The sequence below is a fragment of the Paenibacillus sp. J2R1T-4 genome, from assembly GCF_059692235.1.
Genome location: NZ_JCAUBA010000002.1, coordinates 448,012 through 465,600, shown reverse-complemented (window position 1 = coordinate 465,600; position 17,589 = coordinate 448,012). Strand labels below are relative to the sequence as shown.

16 protein-coding genes and 1 riboswitch are annotated in these 17,589 nt (G+C 48.0%); of the genes, 2 read left to right on the top strand and 14 right to left on the bottom strand.

Annotated features, from left to right (window positions below; all coding sequences use genetic code 11):
- Nucleotides 1-192 precede the first annotated feature (192 nt).
- Nucleotides 193-840: a PAQR family membrane homeostasis protein TrhA gene (gene trhA, locus AC58QD_RS05765; protein ID WP_497330948.1), complete on the top strand. Its 648-nt coding sequence runs from the start codon at nucleotides 193-195 to the stop codon at nucleotides 838-840.
- 68 nt (nucleotides 841-908) lie between these two features.
- Here the strand turns inward: trhA and AC58QD_RS05760 are convergent, their stop codons facing one another.
- Complete coding sequence (locus AC58QD_RS05760) at nucleotides 909-1,871, bottom strand: helix-turn-helix transcriptional regulator (RefSeq protein WP_497330946.1); 963 nt, start codon at nucleotides 1,869-1,871, stop codon at nucleotides 909-911.
- A 1-nt stretch (nucleotide 1,872) separates the two neighbouring features.
- Complete coding sequence (locus tag AC58QD_RS05755; protein ID WP_497330944.1) at nucleotides 1,873-3,372, bottom strand: IMP dehydrogenase; 1,500 nt, start codon at nucleotides 3,370-3,372, stop codon at nucleotides 1,873-1,875.
- A 321-nt stretch (nucleotides 3,373-3,693) separates the two neighbouring features.
- On the opposite strand from AC58QD_RS05755, the gene AC58QD_RS05750 reads away from it, so the two are divergent.
- Nucleotides 3,694-4,965: an MFS transporter gene (locus AC58QD_RS05750; RefSeq protein WP_497330942.1), complete on the top strand. Its 1,272-nt coding sequence runs from the start codon at nucleotides 3,694-3,696 to the stop codon at nucleotides 4,963-4,965.
- 26 nt (nucleotides 4,966-4,991) lie between these two features.
- Here AC58QD_RS05750 and AC58QD_RS05745 read toward each other — a convergent pair whose 3' ends face one another.
- The 12 genes from AC58QD_RS05745 to AC58QD_RS05690 all read right to left on the bottom strand — a co-directional run bounded on the left by AC58QD_RS05745 (nucleotide 4,992) and on the right by AC58QD_RS05690 (nucleotide 17,586).
- Entirely contained in the window at nucleotides 4,992-6,062 is a 1,071-nt protein-coding gene (locus AC58QD_RS05745; protein WP_497330940.1) for a Gfo/Idh/MocA family protein, read from the bottom strand.
- A 163-nt stretch (nucleotides 6,063-6,225) separates the two neighbouring features.
- Entirely contained in the window at nucleotides 6,226-6,513 is a 288-nt protein-coding gene (locus AC58QD_RS05740; RefSeq protein WP_497330938.1) for a ferredoxin family protein, read from the bottom strand.
- Nucleotides 6,510-7,823, bottom strand: coding sequence for an FAD-dependent oxidoreductase (locus AC58QD_RS05735; RefSeq protein WP_497330936.1), 1,314 nt, complete (start codon nucleotides 7,821-7,823; stop codon nucleotides 6,510-6,512). The genes AC58QD_RS05740 and AC58QD_RS05735 overlap by 4 nt, the downstream gene beginning before the upstream one ends.
- A gap of 18 nt (nucleotides 7,824-7,841) precedes the next feature.
- Nucleotides 7,842-8,918 (bottom strand): electron transfer flavoprotein subunit alpha/FixB family protein, encoded by a 1,077-nt coding sequence (locus AC58QD_RS05730; protein ID WP_497330934.1) that lies wholly within the window; start codon nucleotides 8,916-8,918, stop codon nucleotides 7,842-7,844.
- A gap of 18 nt (nucleotides 8,919-8,936) precedes the next feature.
- Nucleotides 8,937-9,821: an electron transfer flavoprotein subunit beta/FixA family protein gene (locus AC58QD_RS05725; protein WP_497330932.1), complete on the bottom strand. Its 885-nt coding sequence runs from the start codon at nucleotides 9,819-9,821 to the stop codon at nucleotides 8,937-8,939.
- Between the two features lie 40 nt (nucleotides 9,822-9,861).
- Entirely contained in the window at nucleotides 9,862-10,023 is a 162-nt protein-coding gene (locus AC58QD_RS05720) for a hypothetical protein (protein ID WP_497330930.1), read from the bottom strand.
- 121 nt (nucleotides 10,024-10,144) lie between these two features.
- Nucleotides 10,145-12,442 carry a 5-methyltetrahydropteroyltriglutamate--homocysteine S-methyltransferase gene (metE, locus tag AC58QD_RS05715; RefSeq protein WP_497330928.1) on the bottom strand — a complete coding sequence of 766 codons (2,298 nt, stop codon included), beginning with the start codon at nucleotides 12,440-12,442 and terminating at the stop codon, nucleotides 10,145-10,147.
- 150 nt (nucleotides 12,443-12,592) lie between these two features.
- Nucleotides 12,593-12,784, bottom strand: a riboswitch (cobalamin riboswitch).
- A 73-nt stretch (nucleotides 12,785-12,857) separates the two neighbouring features.
- On the bottom strand, nucleotides 12,858-13,703 hold the full coding sequence (locus AC58QD_RS05710) for a hypothetical protein (protein ID WP_497330926.1): 846 nt from the start codon (nucleotides 13,701-13,703) through the stop codon (nucleotides 12,858-12,860).
- Between the two features lie 128 nt (nucleotides 13,704-13,831).
- The gene (locus AC58QD_RS05705; protein WP_497330924.1) at nucleotides 13,832-14,581 is read right to left on the bottom strand and encodes an amidohydrolase family protein; all 750 of its coding nucleotides are present in this window, start codon (nucleotides 14,579-14,581) and stop codon (nucleotides 13,832-13,834) included.
- A 78-nt stretch (nucleotides 14,582-14,659) separates the two neighbouring features.
- A complete protein-coding gene (locus AC58QD_RS05700) occupies nucleotides 14,660-15,463 on the bottom strand; it encodes an IclR family transcriptional regulator (protein ID WP_497330922.1) in 804 nt (267 codons plus the stop codon).
- 45 nt (nucleotides 15,464-15,508) lie between these two features.
- Nucleotides 15,509-16,267, bottom strand: a complete 759-nt coding sequence (locus AC58QD_RS05695) for an SDR family NAD(P)-dependent oxidoreductase (protein WP_497330920.1) — start codon at nucleotides 16,265-16,267, stop codon at nucleotides 15,509-15,511.
- Between the two features lie 2 nt (nucleotides 16,268-16,269).
- Nucleotides 16,270-17,586, bottom strand: coding sequence for an aspartate aminotransferase family protein (locus AC58QD_RS05690; protein ID WP_497330918.1), 1,317 nt, complete (start codon nucleotides 17,584-17,586; stop codon nucleotides 16,270-16,272).
- Between the last annotated feature and the right edge of the window lie 3 nt (nucleotides 17,587-17,589).

Here is a 17,589-nt window from a genome sequence, read left to right as displayed (position 1 = left end):
CAATCCCTGCTTTCTGTCTAACCATCCATTGTTATCCGTATTTCATTCTTCTGCTTAAAGAGACAAGTTCATTTACTGTATCACAGTAAATAGGTGTTGGATAGTGGCGAACCGCAGCCAAATGCGGTAGTATGTGGATATACTTCAACACTTGTCCGCTTCAAAAAAAGCTTGAATGGAGGCACACAATTTATGACCTACTCCTTGCGCGAAGAAATCGCGAACGCCATCAGCCATGGCATCGGCGCTGTGCTAAGCATTGCAGCCCTGGTGCTTCTAATCGTCTATTCCAGCCTATTCGGAGATGTATGGCACATTGTCAGCTTTACGGTGTTCGGCATCACGATGGTGCTCCTATATACATTTTCCACTCTTCTGCACAGCTTCCCACAGCATTGGAGGGCTAAGAAGATATTTGAGATTTTGGACCACTCCGCGATTTATTTGCTTATTGCCGGCACATATACTCCATTCCTTCTGGTGACACTCCGTGGTCCATTAGGATGGACTCTATTCGGAATCGTCTGGGGTTTGGCTGTATTCGGAATCGCCTTCAAGGCCTTCTTCGTCGATCGATTCATCGTCCTATCCACCTTATTCTACATTGCCATGGGTTGGCTGATTGTGATAGCGATCAAACCATTATACTTAATTTTACCTTCCGGCGGCCTGTTCTGGCTTGTCTTTGGGGGCATGTTGTATACGGTCGGCACTGTGTTCTATATATGGCGCCGCATTCCCTATCATCATGCGATTTGGCATACCTTTGTATTGGGCGGAACGGCGTCACACTTCATAGCGGTTTTGTTCTACTTGCTTCCAACTCACAGCTTGGCCTAACTTTATTTGTCACACAATAAAAAGAAGGTACTCCCACTATAATCAGGCGGGAGTACCTTTTGGTTTTCTTATGCTTCATGGTGCTTCATGATGTCAGAGGCTATTGCGGCCACTCGTTCCTTTAATGACAACGGCTCTAGTATCTGAATAGACCTGCCATATGAGAGTAGAAAATGAGGAATGACGGTCTCAAAAGCATGTCGATCCAAATTCAGATGAACTTCTTCATCCGTGCGCTCCACTAAGACATGAGCAAAAAACCAGTGATTGCACAAATCTTGAATGGCATGAAGCTTGCCTCTGATTCTAACCGATATTAACTGCTCCTTATCGCTAATATCCGGGAGCAGGAATTTGAGGAAAAAGTCACGTGCCGAGAACTCTTCTGGATGTTGGAAGTTAGCTTCCTTCCGGGTTAGACGATGGATGCGATCCACCCGAAAACTGCGAATCTCTGTGCGAAGATGACAGTAGGCTACTATATACCATTTACCCTTCCAGTACACGAGTCCGTAGGGATCAATGTCCCTGACTTGCGATTTGGTCTCATACCCCTTCTGATAGTCCATAGAGAGAGTATGCCCTTCTGCTACGGATTGCTCCAACTCTTGCAATAAGGCAACCATATGATCGTCTGCCGGGACATGAATAACATCGAAGCCTCTAGTGTGGCGATTAATAGCATCCAATTGATCTTCGTTCGTGTACATCTTAAGCTTGGAAACGGCGCGGTCCAGATCTTCTCCGAAGGGGTACCCTGCTTCTTGAGCGAATAGAGCAGCATGAATGAGCGCCTTCTGCTCGCCTGCATCGAAGATTAATGGAGCTTCTTTGAACGTATTGAGCAAGCTGTAGCCGCCGTTATGGCCGGAATCCGATATTATGGGAACCCCGCTCGCACATAAGGCATCCACGTACCGATAAACCGTTCTTATGTTCATCTCCAGAGCTTCGGCTAGCTCCTTGGCTGTCTTCCGCTTGCCTGACTTAAGCAGCCATAACACGGAAAGCATATTATCTGCTTTGGCCATTTTAACCCTCGGATAAACTGCTTTCTTTAAGAATTACGTCATGCGCGCCGCCTTCAACAAGACTGGTTGCCGATACAAGGGTTATTCTTGCTTTGGACTGCAGCTCTTCTATTGTAGTCGCCCCGCAATTACAGAGTGTGGATTTGATCTTGATAATGGTTTTATCCATATTTTCTCGAAGGCTGCCTGCATAAGGAACATAGGAATCTACCCCTTCTTCAAATACAAGACCATGCTTGCCGCCTGTGTCATAACGCTCCCAGTTGCGCGCGCGGTTAGAGCCTTCTCCCCAATATTCCTTCACGAAATTGTTCCCGACTTTCAACTTCTTAGTAGGGCTTTCATCGAAGCGTGCGAAATATCGGCCTAGCATGATGAAATCAGCACCCATAGCAAGGGCAAGGGTCATATGGTAATCATGCACAATCCCGCCATCCGAGCAAATCGGGATATAGACGCCTGTCTTCTGATAGTATTCATCTCTCGCTGCAGCCACTTCGATTACAGCAGAAGCTTGTCCGCGACCGATCCCTTTCTGTTCCCGGGTAATGCAAATTGAACCTCCACCGATCCCGACTTTAACGAAATCAGCACCAGATTCCACGAGATAGAGGAAGCCTTCACGGTCAACTACGTTTCCTGCCCCGATCTTGACGTCGAAATTTTCTTTTACATATTGAACCGTTTCACGCTGCCATTCGGTATAACCGTCAGATGAATCAATGACTAGAATATCTACACCGGCAGCTACCAGAGCGGCTACTCTCTCTTTGTAATCCTTAGTATTAATGCCTGCTCCAACGATATAGCTTTTATTACTGTCGAGCAGCTCTAGCGGATTCTCTTTGTGGGCATCATAGTCTTTCCGGAACACGAGGTAATCCAGGTTATAATTGTTATCTACAATCGGTAAACAATTCAGCTTATGCTCCCAGATCAGATCATTAGCTTCCGATAGCGTGATGCCTGACTTCCCATATTTGAGCGCGGAGAATGGAGTCATGAAATCCTTCACTTGCTTGTCCATTGAATCTCTGCTGATTCTGTAATCACGGCTAGTTACGATTCCGAGCAGCTTACCCTTTGGAGTTCCATCGTCCGTGATCGCTACAGTAGCATGTCCCGTTCTTTCCTTTAACTCCAATACATCCTTAAGCGTATGCTGTGGAGTAAGATTAGAGCGGCTCACAACGAAGCCTGCCTTGTATCCTTTTACCTTACGTACCATTGCAGCTTGATCCGTTACCGATTGTGAACCAAAAATAAACGATATCCCTCCGCAGCGGGCAAGCGCAACAGCCATATTATCATCCGAGACCGATTGCATAACGGCCGAAGAGAAAGGAATATTGAGTGAAATGTCAGCTTGCTCACCTTTCTTGAACTTCGTAATCGGAGTTTTCAAACTCACATTGGCTGGATTACATTCCTTTGTCGTCAAGTTCGGCAACAGCAGAAACTCACTGAACGTTCGGGATGGTTCCAAATAATAATAAGCCACTTCATTTCCTCCTCCATCATTTGTGAAGCAAATGCGTTCCAGTGTGCATTTGCTTCAGTATCACGGGTAAATTTTTACAAGCATACCACCGACCCGAGGAGGAAGTCAACCCAAAAAAAGCTTCAAGTTAACTGTCTGAATAATCGGTTATAGCCCATCGCGAACAGCACGATCAGCACCAGCTAATCATTACCCTTTCCATTTCATTAGAATCATAGTATCATCAGCTTACCCGAAATATGATGAGCTGCAATTTACACCTTTAATAGAAGAAAGACTAGTATTTGTCGCTTCAGGTGAAATCTTAGGAGGAAAGTCTGAATGAGTATGAAAAACACGGAAACCCCAAGCCCTTCCTCCGCACTTAAGCAGAATAGTACCGTTTTCAGTATTTTGTTCGCAGTCAGTATTGTTCATTTGTTGAATGATACGATTCAGTCAGTCGTAACGGCCATCTTCCCGATTATTAAAGATTCATTATCATTATCCTATACACAGCTTGGCTTGATTGCGCTTGCCCTGAATGTGACGGCATCTGTGCTGCAGCCCGCTATCGGGGTGTACAGTGATAGAAGGCCGCAGCCTTACCTGCTTCCACTCGGTGTCGTAGCTACTCTTTTCGGTGTGCTTGGACTCGCCTTTGCAACAGGGTTCTGGACCATGCTGATCTCAGTAGTGTTGATTGGGATTGGATCTTCAGTCTTTCATCCAGAATCAGCCAAAGTAGCTTATTTGGCTGCAGGTACCAGAAGAGGTCTTGCGCAAGGAATCTTCCAGGTAGGGGGAAATGCGGGGCAAGCACTTGCACCCGTCATGACCGCACTTATATTCGTGCCGTTCGGACAGGATGGTATATTATGGTTCTCCATCTTAGCAGTGGCAGCCATCGCGATCCAAATATACACGGCTCGTTGGTATAGCGGAATCCTTCCGTCTCGCACGATCAAAATAAAAAAGAAAAACGCAGGAAGCATGCCTGTTGCGAATCGCGGTAAGGTTGCAACGGCGATCTCCATACTTATGCTGATTCTTACGTCCAAAATGGCCTATCTGGCTGGGATTAGCAGTTTCTTTCACTTTTATCTGATCGAACGATTTCAATTGTCTGTACAGTCAGCGCAATTATGTGTGTTTGCTTTTCTTGCTGCGGGAGCGGTTGGAACATTTTTCGGCGGGCCTCTTGCGGATCGATGGGGACGTCGGAATGTAATCTGGTTCTCGATTCTAGGCGCAATGCCATTCGCCTTCCTGCTGCCTTATGTAAATCTCTCTACCAGCATCGTCTTCAGCGTCATAATCGGGTTCACGATTATGTCTAGCGGATCGGTTAATGTGGTTTATGCGCAAGAACTGCTGCCAGGCAATATTGGAACCGTGTCCGGTCTCTTCTACGGGCTTGCGTTTGGGGCGGGCGGCCTTGGCGCTGCAGCTCTTGGAGCGTTGGCAGATTCAACCAGCCTCGAGTTTGTCATGAAATCAGTTGCTTTTCTGCCACTCGTTGGACTGTTAGCCATATTGCTGCCCTCAGATCAAAAGCTTAAACAGTGGGCTTCGGAGGCGGAGGCCCTGCAAGACAAAAGCCCAACGTCCTGATGACGTCGGGCTTTTCATTAATACCATTAACTAATTCCAGGAATGACGGCTTTCCAATCATCCTCGAGGCCCAGACCACTCAGATCTGCAACCACCCGGTTTTTCTCTGCTTCGTACAAACGCCAGATCACTCTAAGACCTTGCAAACTCGAAGGGCCATCTGTTAGCGGAACAGAACCGGTTCGAATGCAATCCAGGAAATGCTGGATTTCATAATGCGTGTTCTTCCCGTCAAGAGGAACTTCCATCAACACTTCAGTCGTCGAACGCGTATCCAAGTTGGACTTCTCCGGAACCATTTCCGTATGCGCGTAGAGCTTCCCTGAACTGATATGAGCTTCCAGCATTCCTTTGGTACAATGCGCGTGGATGCTATAGCCTAGACGTGTTCCGCGCGCACCCCATGTTCCGAAGTGATAACCGAGAGCGCCGTTCTCGAATTCCAGAGAGACGTTGCTTGTCCCTTCCTTTTCCATCCAAGGCGTACCGCGGTTCGTTCCCATATGGGTGCCCCATACCGGACGGCCCAGAATCCACATCATGATATCAATGTAGTGACAGCCATGGCTGAAGAATTGACCGCCTCCCAAACTCTTCGCAGATAAGCCCCAATGTCCTTCTTGATACTTGGTGAGCTGTTCCGTCCATATCGATAACTGGAAGATTTCACCGTATTCTTGGGTATCGATCAGTTCTTTCATCTTCAAGACGAGCGGCCAGAAGCGGACCGGGTAAGCCGTCATCAATATTTTGCCAACCTCTTCGGAAGTCTTGATCAATTCGATTACTTCTTGTTCTGAGTTAGCCAGCGGCTTTTCCATCAAGACATGTTTACCCGCTTTGAGACAAGCCATCCCCACTTCAAAATGCAAGTCATGCGGAAGCACGATTAATACAGCATCTACATCATCCAACAGGTCACGATAATCCGTTACCGCTTTAGTAATACCGAGCTGCTCTGCTGCGCTTTGCGCCCGTTCAGGGACGATATCACATACAGCCGTCACTTCCATCTGCTCCATCAATGCCTCATATCCTTTGAAATGCGACCCTGCCATACCTCCGCAACCGATAATCCCCATGCGAATTTTGTCCATTAACTGTTCTCCTTCTCCCTCTAATTGCTAATTTGTTTCTACCTTTATCTTAGTAGAATGTTCAGCAAAAGGATTTACCCTTATGGTCGAAGTTTTTGCACTATCGGGTTGGTGTTGCTATGAAAAGAAAGCCCAGCGTCATGGACGCCGGGCTCCTTCTCGATTAACCATATTTATACGTAATCCCGTATCCGCCTTTTGGATACACCCAATCGATATTGTCCGAAGGGCATGCGATTCGGCAAGTCCCGCATTCGATACAGTTCTCAAAAGCAACCGTAGTAATCTTCTGCTTCTTTTCCCATTCGTACACATCAGACGGGCAAAAGTAGTTGCAATCCTTCGTTGTACATTTCACGCAAGTGTCCGCTTCCTTAATAATAAGATGGGACTTGTCGTCACATTTGTAGCGGATCGTAAACAGCCTGTCGGAAACACCGCACTGGCTCATCCGTTCATCGCCCTCCATCCTTTATATCCGAGCTTCAGCAGATTCATGGTTCCCCCTGCTGCATCTTTGATCATACGCATTCCTGTGCGCTGCTTCTCAGCCTTGGATATTCCATCGACGGAAAGGAACTGAAAAGCCGCTGCATTCAGTGCCCGAGGGAGTTTGTCGAACAACAATTCGGGATCTTCATGCTTCAGAAGTTCATGCATGCCCTTGTATTTCTGCAGATCTTTATGCACAAACGATGCCCGGATCTTATTATCATACCGCCTCAGTGATGCGGCAGAGCAATCTTCCCCGGCTTGCTTGGCTTCGACAATCGCTTCACCCGCTAACCGACCTGATGTCATGGCCAGGTTCGTCCCTTCCCGGTGCACGAAGTTGACCAGCTGCGCCGCATCGCCTGCTACACACCACCCGTTGCCGGACAATGGAGGAATGGAGTTGTAGCCGCCCTCAGGAATCAGATGACCAGAGTATTCCTTCATCTCGCCGCCCTGGATCAGCTTACGGATCATGGGATGCTGCTTCACAGCGTCCAGCAAAGCATACGGCTTCACTCTCTTATCTCGCAGATGATTGACCATGACACCAACACCGAGCGAGATCGTATCCTTGTTCGTATACAGGAAGCCCATGCCCGCCATTCCAAGTGAAGTCTCTCCCATGAATTCAATCGTCACGCCTTCGTCCCCCTCGAGACCGAAACGATCTTCGATCTTTTCCTTGGGCAGCGAGATAATCTCCTTCACGGCGAGTGACACTTCATCCGGCTTCCACTCCCGGTGTATGCCCATCGCCTTGCCGAGCAAAGAGTTCACTCCGTCAGCAATTAGCACGACATCAGCATACAGGTCGCCGTGCTCCCGATCGGTTCGCACACCGACAACACGATCCCCTTCGCGGAGAACTTCCGTTGCTACTGTCTCATAGATCGGCAGAGCACCGGCCTGTACGGCTTTGTCAGCGAACCACGGGTCGAATTTCACTCGCAGACCTGTGAAGCAGTTATAGGGTTCCTTAAAGGCTTCGTTGCGATGACCAACTGTAACCATCGATTCCTTGCCCATCATCCACAGACGTTGTTCCACAATATGCCGCTCTACCGGCGCATTGCGCTCCTTCCAAAACTCTGGCACCAGCTCCTCGATCTGCTTGCGATATAATACGCCGCCGAACAAGTTTTTGGCACCGGGAAATTCTCCTCGCTCCAACAGCACAACAGAAAGGCCTGCCCTCGCCATTGTAAGAGCAGCAGCAGCTCCCGCAGGTCCGGCGCCTACAACAATGCAATCGAATTTCTCATTCATTCTCGGTTTCACTCCCTTCTATCCGGTTTTGGAAGGCATCGATTCACTAACAGGCCCGAACACACCTCTGCGTTTGCGTACTTCTTCTGTTATGGCTGGAACAATCTGAAACAAATCACCAACAATTCCGTAATGTGCAAACTGGAAGATCGGTGCTTCTGCGTCCCGATTAATTGCAACTACAATGTCAGAGTTACTCATACCTACTGTATGCTGGACGGCCCCAGATATCCCGATTGCGAAATATAACTTGGGTCTGACTGTAGAACCGGTCTGACCTACTTGATGCTCATGCTTGATCCAACCCGCATCTACAGCTGCACGTGAAGCTCCTACCGAACCGCCTAGCGCATCAGCTAACGCCTTCAGCATGGCGAAGGGTTCTGGACCTCCGAGCCCTCGCCCCCCTGCAACGATCACTTCTGCTTCCTCCAGATTGACGCGGCCCGTCTCCTCGATAAAATCCAGTACTTGTGCCGCGATATCTGCTTCCTGGAGCTCGCATTCTAGCGGTACAATATTCGCTTCACGCGTCACATCACGAGGCAGGGATTCGAATACTCCAGCTCGTGCAGTAGCCATCTGCGGCCGATATTGCTTACATAGAATTGTGGCCATCATCTTTTCAGAGAAGGCAGGACGACTGGCTAGCAGCAATCGGGATGGATGGGGTTCAACATCCAGTTCCGTTGTGTCAGCTGTAAGCCCGGTAGGAAGATGGGTGCCGATCGCTCCAGCCAGGTCCCTTCCTGTTGCTGTAGCGCCGAAAAGCACGATCTCAGGCTTTTCCTCGTCAATTAACTTAAGCACGACTCGGCTATACGGACGCGTGCGGTAAATCTTTAACACAGGATCATCACATAGGAACACCTTGTCCGCGCCATAATAGGCAGCTTCCCGTGCCAGATGCTCAACTTCGCTGCCCATTACAAGAGCTAATAGAGGTACCTCCAACTTATTGGCCAGCTTGCGGCCTTCGCCAAGCAGCTGCCATGATACCGACTTTGCTTGTCCATCCCGTTGCTCAACAACAATCAACACTCCGCGATAAGCGGACCAATCCGGCATCTGATCATCTGTACGTTCTGTAGACATTTTTATTCACTCCCAGCTTCATTGAACATTCTGATTGGACACATTGGACACAGTAGCAGCAGACGCATTCGAATTCCATCCTAACCTCTCCGCAAGAGGTGTTCCCCACAGCTGACTGATCAGCTTCTCCGCTTTCTCTTGGACCGTCTCCCCTTCAATGCTTATTGACTTAACCGATTTAACTTCGGGAACCCATGTTTTGGCTACAATCGTAGGTGAGCCCTTCAAGCCAATCTTAGCTTTATCCAGATGCGGGAAATCCGCTGTTGTCCAGACGATAGGCTTATATCGGGCAGCGCGAATCATACCTGGCAAGGAAGCTCTTCGCACTTTGTTCAATTCTTTCAACGCAGTGATTAATACGGGCATCGAGGTTTCTACAACTTCTAGTCCATCCTCCAAATGACGTTGCACAGTTACCCGCCTCGTATCCTCATTGACAGTCACCACTTTATTCACATATGTAAGCTGCTCCAGATCCAGTCTGCAGGCAACACCTGGGCCTACCTGGCCGGTATCTCCATCCAAAGTCTGCTTGCCGCAGAACACCATGTCGACGGGTCCCCAACGTTCCTCTACCTTACGAATGGTTTCCGCCACAACATAAGAGGTTGCAAGCGTATCGGCTCCTGCGAACCCGCGATCCGTAACAAGTACAGCCTCATCAGCACCAAGCGAGATACATTCCTTCAAGCCTTTTTCTGCGGGCGGCGGCCCCATCGTTACCACAGTAACACGTGCATCCTGCTCGTCCTTGATGCGAAGCGCTTCCTCCAACCCATGCATGTCATAGAAGTTCACGATGCTAGGTACACCTTGCCGGATCAACGTGTTATTCTTAGGATCAATCCGAATCTCCCGGCTATCTGGCACTTGCTTGACACACACAACAATATGCAGCATGGCATTTACTCCTCCTTAGCGATCTTTCCCCGTACTAGACCTATTCGAATTCCATGTCTTTTCGAGTTACCTTCACGTCTTGCCAGATGGTCTGAAAATCCAGATCAATCGTATCCTTTTGAATTCCTAGAAAGAGCAGCCACATGATCAGGCCAAAACAAGCAAGCATAATCAACATGAGTACGAGAAACACGACGATCATGCACCGTTTCTCCTTTCCAAATGCACCTATTTTGCTATCATATATATGTACAAGAATGAAAAAAAGCACCTTTAGGGGTGCTCTTTTCACTAGAAATAGCAATCATAATTATATAAGATAATTAATCTACCTTCCGCAATTCTCTTACTTTCTGCGTGGCCTTCACCATTTGAGTCAAGGATTCCACGGTTTCGGCAATCCCACGTGTCTTCAATCCGCAATCCGGATTAATCCAGAATAACGAAGGATCGAGCACCTTCAGTGCCCGCTCTATCATATTCACCATCTCATCCACTGAAGGAACCCTCGGGCTATGAATATCATAAACGCCAAGCCCGATGCCTTTCGTGTAAGTATGGTCTTCGAAGCTGTGAATCAACTCGCCGTGGCTGCGGGACGTTTCAATAGAAATGACATCGGCATCCAAAGCTTGGATAGAATCAATAATGTCATGAAACTCACAATAGCACATATGGGTGTGAATTTGGGTCGTATCCTTTACGGACGCTGTCGAGATCCTGAAAGCAAGAACAGACCATTCCAAGTAAGCAGCCCAATCGTCTCTTCTAAGCGGCAACCCTTCGCGCAGGGCGGGCTCATCCACTTGAATCATCTCAATACCTGCGCATTCCAGAGCTTCTACCTCCTTGCGCAAAGCCAGGGCGATCTGAAAAGCAACTTGTTCACGAGTAATATCATCCCGAACGAAGGACCAGTTCAGAATCGTAATCGGACCCGTCAGCATTCCTTTTACAGGCTTGGAAGTCAACGATTGTGCATAGACGGTTTCCTCTACGGTCATCGGTTCATCAAAATGTATATCCCCATAGATGACGGGAGGCTTCACACAGCGGGAGCCATAGGACTGTACCCAACCATTCTGGGTAAAAGCAAATCCGGGCAGCTTCTCACCGAAAAACTCAACCATATCGGTCCGTTCGAACTCGCCATGCACCAGAACATCCAACCCGATTTGCTCTTGCAGCTCAATCCAGGTCTTGATCTGCTCCCGTACAAAAGCATCATACTGCACCTTCGATGAATCTCCTTTTCGGAACTTCAGCCGTGCTTGTCTAACCTCAGCGGACTGCGGAAAGCTGCCAATCGTTGTCGTGGGCAGGAATGGAAGCTGCCACTTCTTCTCTTGGACAAGACGGCGCTCTGCAAAAACACAGTTACGGCCGGAATGCAACTCTTTCTCAGCTTGCAGCTGCTTGATTGCTTGTTGCACAGCTGCCACATTACGTGATGAAGATTGGTTAAGGTCCAGAATGGCTGTTCTATTGCGTTTCATTTGCCTTTCGATAGCTCCATAATCCTCGTTGATTGCTTGAGTCAAATCTCTCACTTCATCGAGCTTCTCATTGGCAAATGAGAGTGCTTGGCGCAATACCGGATCCAGTTTACTCTCCCCTTCCGCGCTGACAGGAGCATGCAGCAAGCTGCAGGAAGGCTGGAGCACAAGCCGCTCATGCGGAACGACTTGGCAAATCCGCTCTAGAATCGTAAGTTTGGCATCGTAATCAGAGCTCCAAATATTACGCCCATCGACCAATCCGACTGCCAACACTTTATTTGTTGGAAAGCCATAAGCCTCCAAGCTGCTAAGATTAGCTCCCTGTCCATGAACGAAATCCAGTCCGATCGCATCTACAGGAAATGCCACTAGTTGTACATAATGTTCAACAGACTCGAAATAAGTTTGAACCCATATCTTCAGCTTTGGTGCAGCTTGCTTCAATTGTTCATAGATCGAGGCAACCAGCCTCATGTCAGAATCCGAGACATCCGTCACTAAGCTCGGCTCGTCGATTTGAACCCATTGCACCCCTTCCTGCTGTAGCTCCTGTACAATCTGAATGTAAAGAGGGACGAAAGTCTCAAGTATAGAGGCGAGTTGGCTTGCAGGGTAGCCTTTGGAAAGCTTAACGAATGTGTAGGGTCCGACGAACACCGGCTTACCTTCGATATTCAGCTTCTCCTTCGCCTCGCGGTAAGCAGTCAAGGGACGATTCTCAACCAGAACAGGCACTGCATCTTGAAGCTCAGGTACGATATAGTGATAATTCGTATTGAACCATTTGGTCATTTCGCAGGCGGTTGCCTGTTGATTCCCCCTCGCCATTTCATAATAGGTGGAGACTGGAACTACTCCGCCCTCATACGAGAAGCGTTTGGGGACTAGACCGAACATAGTGGACATATCCAGCATATGATCGTACAAACTGAAATCATTCACAGGTATGATCTCGATTCCTTTGCTCACCTGTACCTGCAAATTACGAAGACGGATGGTCTCCATTTGTTGCGAGAACTCCGCCTCCGTCAGCTTCCCTTGCCAGAACAACTCAAGCGACTTCTTCCATTCCCGGTTTGCGCCGATTCTCGGGTAACCCATATTGCTGCTTTTCATGATCATTTTCCTCCCAGTTCCAATTTTCTGATAAGAAACCAACAAAAAAAGACATCTCCACCTCGTAACAAATACAAGGTAAAGACGTCCGTCATGTTTTGAGACAACTCAAATAAGCACCGGTCATCTAACACCTCCCTATCTCCCGTAGGTAAAGCAGTGTTGTTCAAATAGGCAGGTCTCCTGGCTCCAGAATCATCATCGTCAGCTTGCCTTCCCAATCGAATCGATCAGTGGCATGGTGGCTGAGACTACTCTGTTACAGTGGCGGGACCGCATCGGTATTTCACCGAACTTCCCTTTTAAGCTCTAGCCATAAGCTAGAACACCTATTTCCACAATATGAAATTATTGCATTACAACTGTATCATCATACTCTTCCAGCACAAAACCGTCAATGCAAGTTGCAAAAAGAATAAGTCTAAACGGGATCAAGTGCTCGATATTTGGCTCTTATTGCCTCACGATCAGATTCATTCAATCGGGGACAAGTGTAACAATATTGCCCTTCCCCCGTCTTATAGTATAGGCAGCAGGCATTCTTCATCTTCACTTGTTTGTCTGGGTTGCGGGAATCCTCTATGTAACGAATCTTTACATCAAGCGGGTTTTTAGTCCGGCCGAAGATCAATCCACTCAGACTGCACAAGCAGTCATAATCATCGAATAACCTATTCTTCCCGACCGAGATAGCAGCAGAGCTTTCCGGTGAACCAGCTATAGATTCCTCGATTTCTTGGTGAAATACCTCCAAGAAATAATTCATTCGGGTTGGGAATTGACCCCATAGTTGTCCTGCATCAAGCCCAGAGACCTGCGAAGCGCACTCTATGATAGGGCGAGCCGTCTTCTCATAGTAGGAAGATAGTATCCGTTCGCGCCATTCATCTCTTGCTGCACAATCCGATGGAGCAGCCTCTTCCGACCATGGGTGGATCACAAAAGCAAAGCGAGAATAGCCGGTCTTCCTGTCCGTGTACAACTGGATTGTAAGGTTAGATAACGTGACATCGAAGCTTCTGTTCCAAATCGAAACAGAATATTGCAAAGCCAGCCCTAACATACTTAAAAAACCGCAGAAATAAGCTGCCGGTGCTGTCGTTTCATCGGCCTTGATCAAAGGTTTATAAGTTTGCAGCAGCTCGAGTATGGTCTCAGAGTGTAAAAGATCTTCACCTCGAACAGAGAATACAGGCTGCTCGCGTTTCGTTAAGACCACATTGAACTTATGCTCGAGTATATGGAGATCAACACTTCCTGCATTCATGCTCGGTTCACCCTTAATATAATGTTATTCATTATCAGACCGATATTGATAATCATTTTCATTATAAGGCGAAGAAAAAGCTCTGTCTAGTGACAGAGCAATATTACATACAAAATAGACTGCAGTAATTAAGCTGAGACCTTCAATCGGAACAAATCGATCGTGTTCTGGGCTAGAATCTGATTGCGTTCAATCGGTGTCAGATTCGCTTCCAGTACTTGAGCGTAGTTGGTAATATAGGAGCAGCCCGGCATGTCTGAACCGAATAACACCCGGTGTGCACCTAGCTGTCTTACGGCATAATCGACTTCATCCCGACGGTATAACGAACCGGAAATGTCAGTCCACACATTCGGACAATCACGAATAGCCTTGATTCCATGGTAGTTATTGCCGCCGAGATGCGCCATGATGAGCTTGGCTTGCGGATAACGTCTTGCCAGGTCGGCGACATGGGTGCCAATCGATTCATCCGGATATTGACCCACCGCTTTGTGAAAAGCATGCAGCAAGATCGGGATATCATATTCGATACATTTCTCAACTAGCGGAAACACGGACGGATGGTTGCAATAGGTAGCAATCCATAACTTCATGCCGATCATCCCGTATGTTTCCACCCCATGGCTTAATACATCTACTGCATTGGCGTGAAGAGGATTGATGTAGACATACCCCTCTGCCACATCAGGATTCTCTTTCATGAATCGCGCAATATCAGCATTATGTCCCTTCACTGCTTCTTCAGAAGAGTACTGAGCAGCAATACCGGAGACGAATACTTTATCGATTCCATAACGTTCACAGTTCTTAAGTAAGTCATAGGAGTGTTGATCATAACGATCGCCCCATATATGTGTGTGCATATCAATAATCATTCTGTACCCTCCCAATTGTGCGTTAATTCAGCGCGAAATCCTGAGAGTACTTAGTACTCTCAGGATTGGCGTTAGCATTTATTGTTTTTGGAAAAATCGTTGCACGCTAAGCTCGCGCGCTCCTTGTCTTACCGCCTCCACAACTCGCTGCCAGGAGTCCTCATCGACTCTTGATAAAGGAATCGATACACTCATCGATGCTACGATATCACCAGAAGCATTTGATATTGGAGCGGCAACACATTGGATCCCTTGCACCGATTCGCCGCTGCTGAAAGCAATCCCGTTCAGTCGAATCTCGCTCAACTGCTGCAACAATTCATCCAGATGGGATAAGGTTTGCTCTGTAAGCCTGCCTAGCTCACCATCGGGATACAGATGGATTACTTCCTCATCACTCATCCCGCTTAATAATACTTTCCCCATTGCCGTAGCATGCAGCGGCAGCTGCATCCCGAGATGGGACACGAAACGAACGGGATGCGTGCTCTGTTTCTCGGCAATATAAAGCACTTTGTCACCATTGCGAATAGAAAGAAAAACAGATTCATTAATGTCATTAATGATTCTTTGGGCAACATGCTGAAATTCAGTGGCATAGTCTCGGTTTAACGATACTTTACTGCCGATCTCGAACAGCTTGTAACCTAAGCGGAAGGTCTTTCCGTGCTTGTCAGTTTCCAAGTAGCCTCGATTCAGCAAGTTCTGAAGCAGCTTATATGCACTGGAGGTCGGCATGCCAAGTTTGCGGGAGATATCCATCAGACTAAGGGTGTCTTGTTCTTCGGCGAACAGCTCGAATATATCCAGGACACGGTCGGCCGATTTCACCGTAGCACTCGGACGGTCCGTTGCTTGATCCTCAAAATCATCTTTCATCATTAACCTGATCCCTTCTGTGTAAACGAACTTTCGGACTTGCTTTGGTCAGGAGAGCTTAATTAATTGCCCGCCATCCACTACTAACGTCTGCCCTGTCATGTATTTGGAATCATCAGATGCCAGGAATACAGCAGCGGTAGCAATTTCTTCCGGTTGACCGACGCGGTTCATCGGAATGGTCTTCAGATACTGCGAGATAACCGGAGCATTCTGAATCATAGGTTTGGTCAGACGAGTCTCGATGAAGCCAGGACATAATGCATTCACTCGAATGCCAAGCGGAGCAAGCTCCAATGCCATCGACATGCCCATGCTGATCATGGCACCCTTGGTAGAATTGTAGTGCACTTGATCCGCCTCAGCCGCCATCCCATTCACACTGGACATATGGATAATCGAACCTTGAATACCTTGGTCTACCATGGAGCGAACAACACCCTGACTAACAAGGAACGTCCCCTTCAGGTTAATCTCCATATGACGATCCCATGACTCCTCCGTAATCTCCAGGAAAGGTGCTGGATCACAAATACCAGCATTGTTGACCAGGATATCGATCGAACCCCACTCCTCAAGCAGACTCGCTACCATACCATCCACTTGTTGTTTGTTGCATACATCAACCGTGTAGGCCTTAGCTGTGCCGCCTTGAGCTGTTAACAGCTGAACGGTTTCGTCCAGTGCGGCTTGACCGCGTCCGCATATCGCAACCTTTGCCCCTTCTCGAGCATATTGAATGGCGACACCTTGACCGATTCCGTGTGAACCGCCAGTAATAAGAGCAACTTTACCCTGCAGTCTCATGATTAAGCCTCCTTAAGCTTGGAGAACACATGATCGATTGCCGTAATCGTCGCATCGATATGATTCTGTTCATGGACAGTAGACAAGTACCACAATCCGTTCGGACGGACGAGGACACCTTCATCTAACATAAGCTCGGCGAACTTGGCATATAAACCTGCGTTGCGTTCTTGGAACTCGTCGAAGTGGGACACTTCATCCCGATCGATGAACATCATATGGAATACTGGACCGATCTGATTCACTACACCACGGAATCCGTGTTTGGTGAACAGCTCTCGTATGGAAGAAGCTAGTGCTTCGGCTTGTCCTTCCATTTTAGCATATACCGCCCCATTGTTGCGTTGCAAGATTTCAATGATCGCAAGCGCTGCAGCAGTGGACACAGTATTCCCGTTCAATGTACCCAGGTGACTTACTTGTTCGGTATCGATCAAGGCCAGTATTTCTTTACGACCGGCAACACCGCTAATAGCAATTCCGCCGCCCAATGCTTTCCCGACCGTTACAAGATCAGGTTTAATCCCGAAACGTCCGTGAGCACCGCTTATTCCCAGGCGGAATCCCGTGATGACTTCATCCAGTATAAGGACGATGTTATGTTTTTCTGTTAACTCCCGCATGGTTTCCAGATAACCTGGAAGCGGCATGATACACCCTGAATTGCACATTACTGGCTCAGAGATGACGGCGGCAATATCGTTCCCGTGCTTCTCTAACGTAGTTTGCAAGGCTTCGAAATCGTTCCAAGGCAGCAGAATCACATCAGACAAGCTGTTCTCGCTCATCCCTTTAGTTCCAGGAGGTGTTAAGCTGTTCCCGCTATCCGTAGCTTTTTGCATCATGTCCGGGCTAGGGAATGAAGTGAAAATCGAATCCGACCAACCGTGATAATGGCCGTGAAAACGAACGACCTTGCTCATACCTGTGTAAGCTCGGGACAAGCGAAGCGCCAGCATGACAGCTTCCGTACCGGAACCGCTAAGCACTACTTTATCTGCGCAAGGAAGTACGGAAACGAGCTTTGTTGCTAACTCGATTTCGCCATCGTGCTGAAGTCCGTATGTGTACCCGCGTTGCAGGGCGCTGTGAATACGCTCCGTAAGCTCAGGGTTGGCATGGCCCAGCAGAGATGGACCATAGGCAAGCATATAATCAATATATTCATTGCCGTCCACGTCACGAACCATAACTCCTGATGCGGATTCTGCGTATAACGGTGTAGGCTTCATGGAGCCGCGCAGCGTGCTCGCTACTCCGCCTGCTAATACTTGTTTGGACTTTTGCAATCTTTCTTTGGAGCCTGTATAAGTTCTCATGTG

Bases quoted from the DNA above. Each gene is read 5' to 3' on its own strand.
- AC58QD_RS05745 (WP_497330940.1), bottom strand. From the start codon at position 6,062: ATGGACAAAATTCGCATGGGGATTATCGGTTGCGGAGGTATGGCAGGG.
- AC58QD_RS05750 (WP_497330942.1), top strand. From the start codon at position 3,694: ATGAGTATGAAAAACACGGAAACCCCAAGCCCTTCCTCCGCACTTAAG.
- AC58QD_RS05700 (WP_497330922.1), bottom strand. From the start codon at position 15,463: ATGATGAAAGATGATTTTGAGGATCAAGCAACGGACCGTCCGAGTGCT.
- AC58QD_RS05740 (WP_497330938.1), bottom strand. From the start codon at position 6,513: ATGAGCCAGTGCGGTGTTTCCGACAGGCTGTTTACGATCCGCTACAAA.
- AC58QD_RS05760 (WP_497330946.1), bottom strand. From the start codon at position 1,871: ATGGCCAAAGCAGATAATATGCTTTCCGTGTTATGGCTGCTTAAGTCA.
- AC58QD_RS05710 (WP_497330926.1), bottom strand. From the start codon at position 13,703: ATGAATGCAGGAAGTGTTGATCTCCATATACTCGAGCATAAGTTCAAT.
- AC58QD_RS05735 (WP_497330936.1), bottom strand. From the start codon at position 7,823: ATGAATGAGAAATTCGATTGCATTGTTGTAGGCGCCGGACCTGCGGGA.
- AC58QD_RS05730 (WP_497330934.1), bottom strand. From the start codon at position 8,918: ATGTCTACAGAACGTACAGATGATCAGATGCCGGATTGGTCCGCTTAT.
- AC58QD_RS05720 (WP_497330930.1), bottom strand. From the start codon at position 10,023: ATGATCGTCGTGTTTCTCGTACTCATGTTGATTATGCTTGCTTGTTTT.
- AC58QD_RS05695 (WP_497330920.1), bottom strand. From the start codon at position 16,267: ATGAGACTGCAGGGTAAAGTTGCTCTTATTACTGGCGGTTCACACGGA.
- AC58QD_RS05705 (WP_497330924.1), bottom strand. From the start codon at position 14,581: ATGATTATTGATATGCACACACATATATGGGGCGATCGTTATGATCAA.
- metE (WP_497330928.1), bottom strand. From the start codon at position 12,442: ATGATCATGAAAAGCAGCAATATGGGTTACCCGAGAATCGGCGCAAAC.
- AC58QD_RS05690 (WP_497330918.1), bottom strand. From the start codon at position 17,586: ATGAGAACTTATACAGGCTCCAAAGAAAGATTGCAAAAGTCCAAACAA.
- trhA (WP_497330948.1), top strand. From the start codon at position 193: ATGACCTACTCCTTGCGCGAAGAAATCGCGAACGCCATCAGCCATGGC.
- AC58QD_RS05725 (WP_497330932.1), bottom strand. From the start codon at position 9,821: ATGCTGCATATTGTTGTGTGTGTCAAGCAAGTGCCAGATAGCCGGGAG.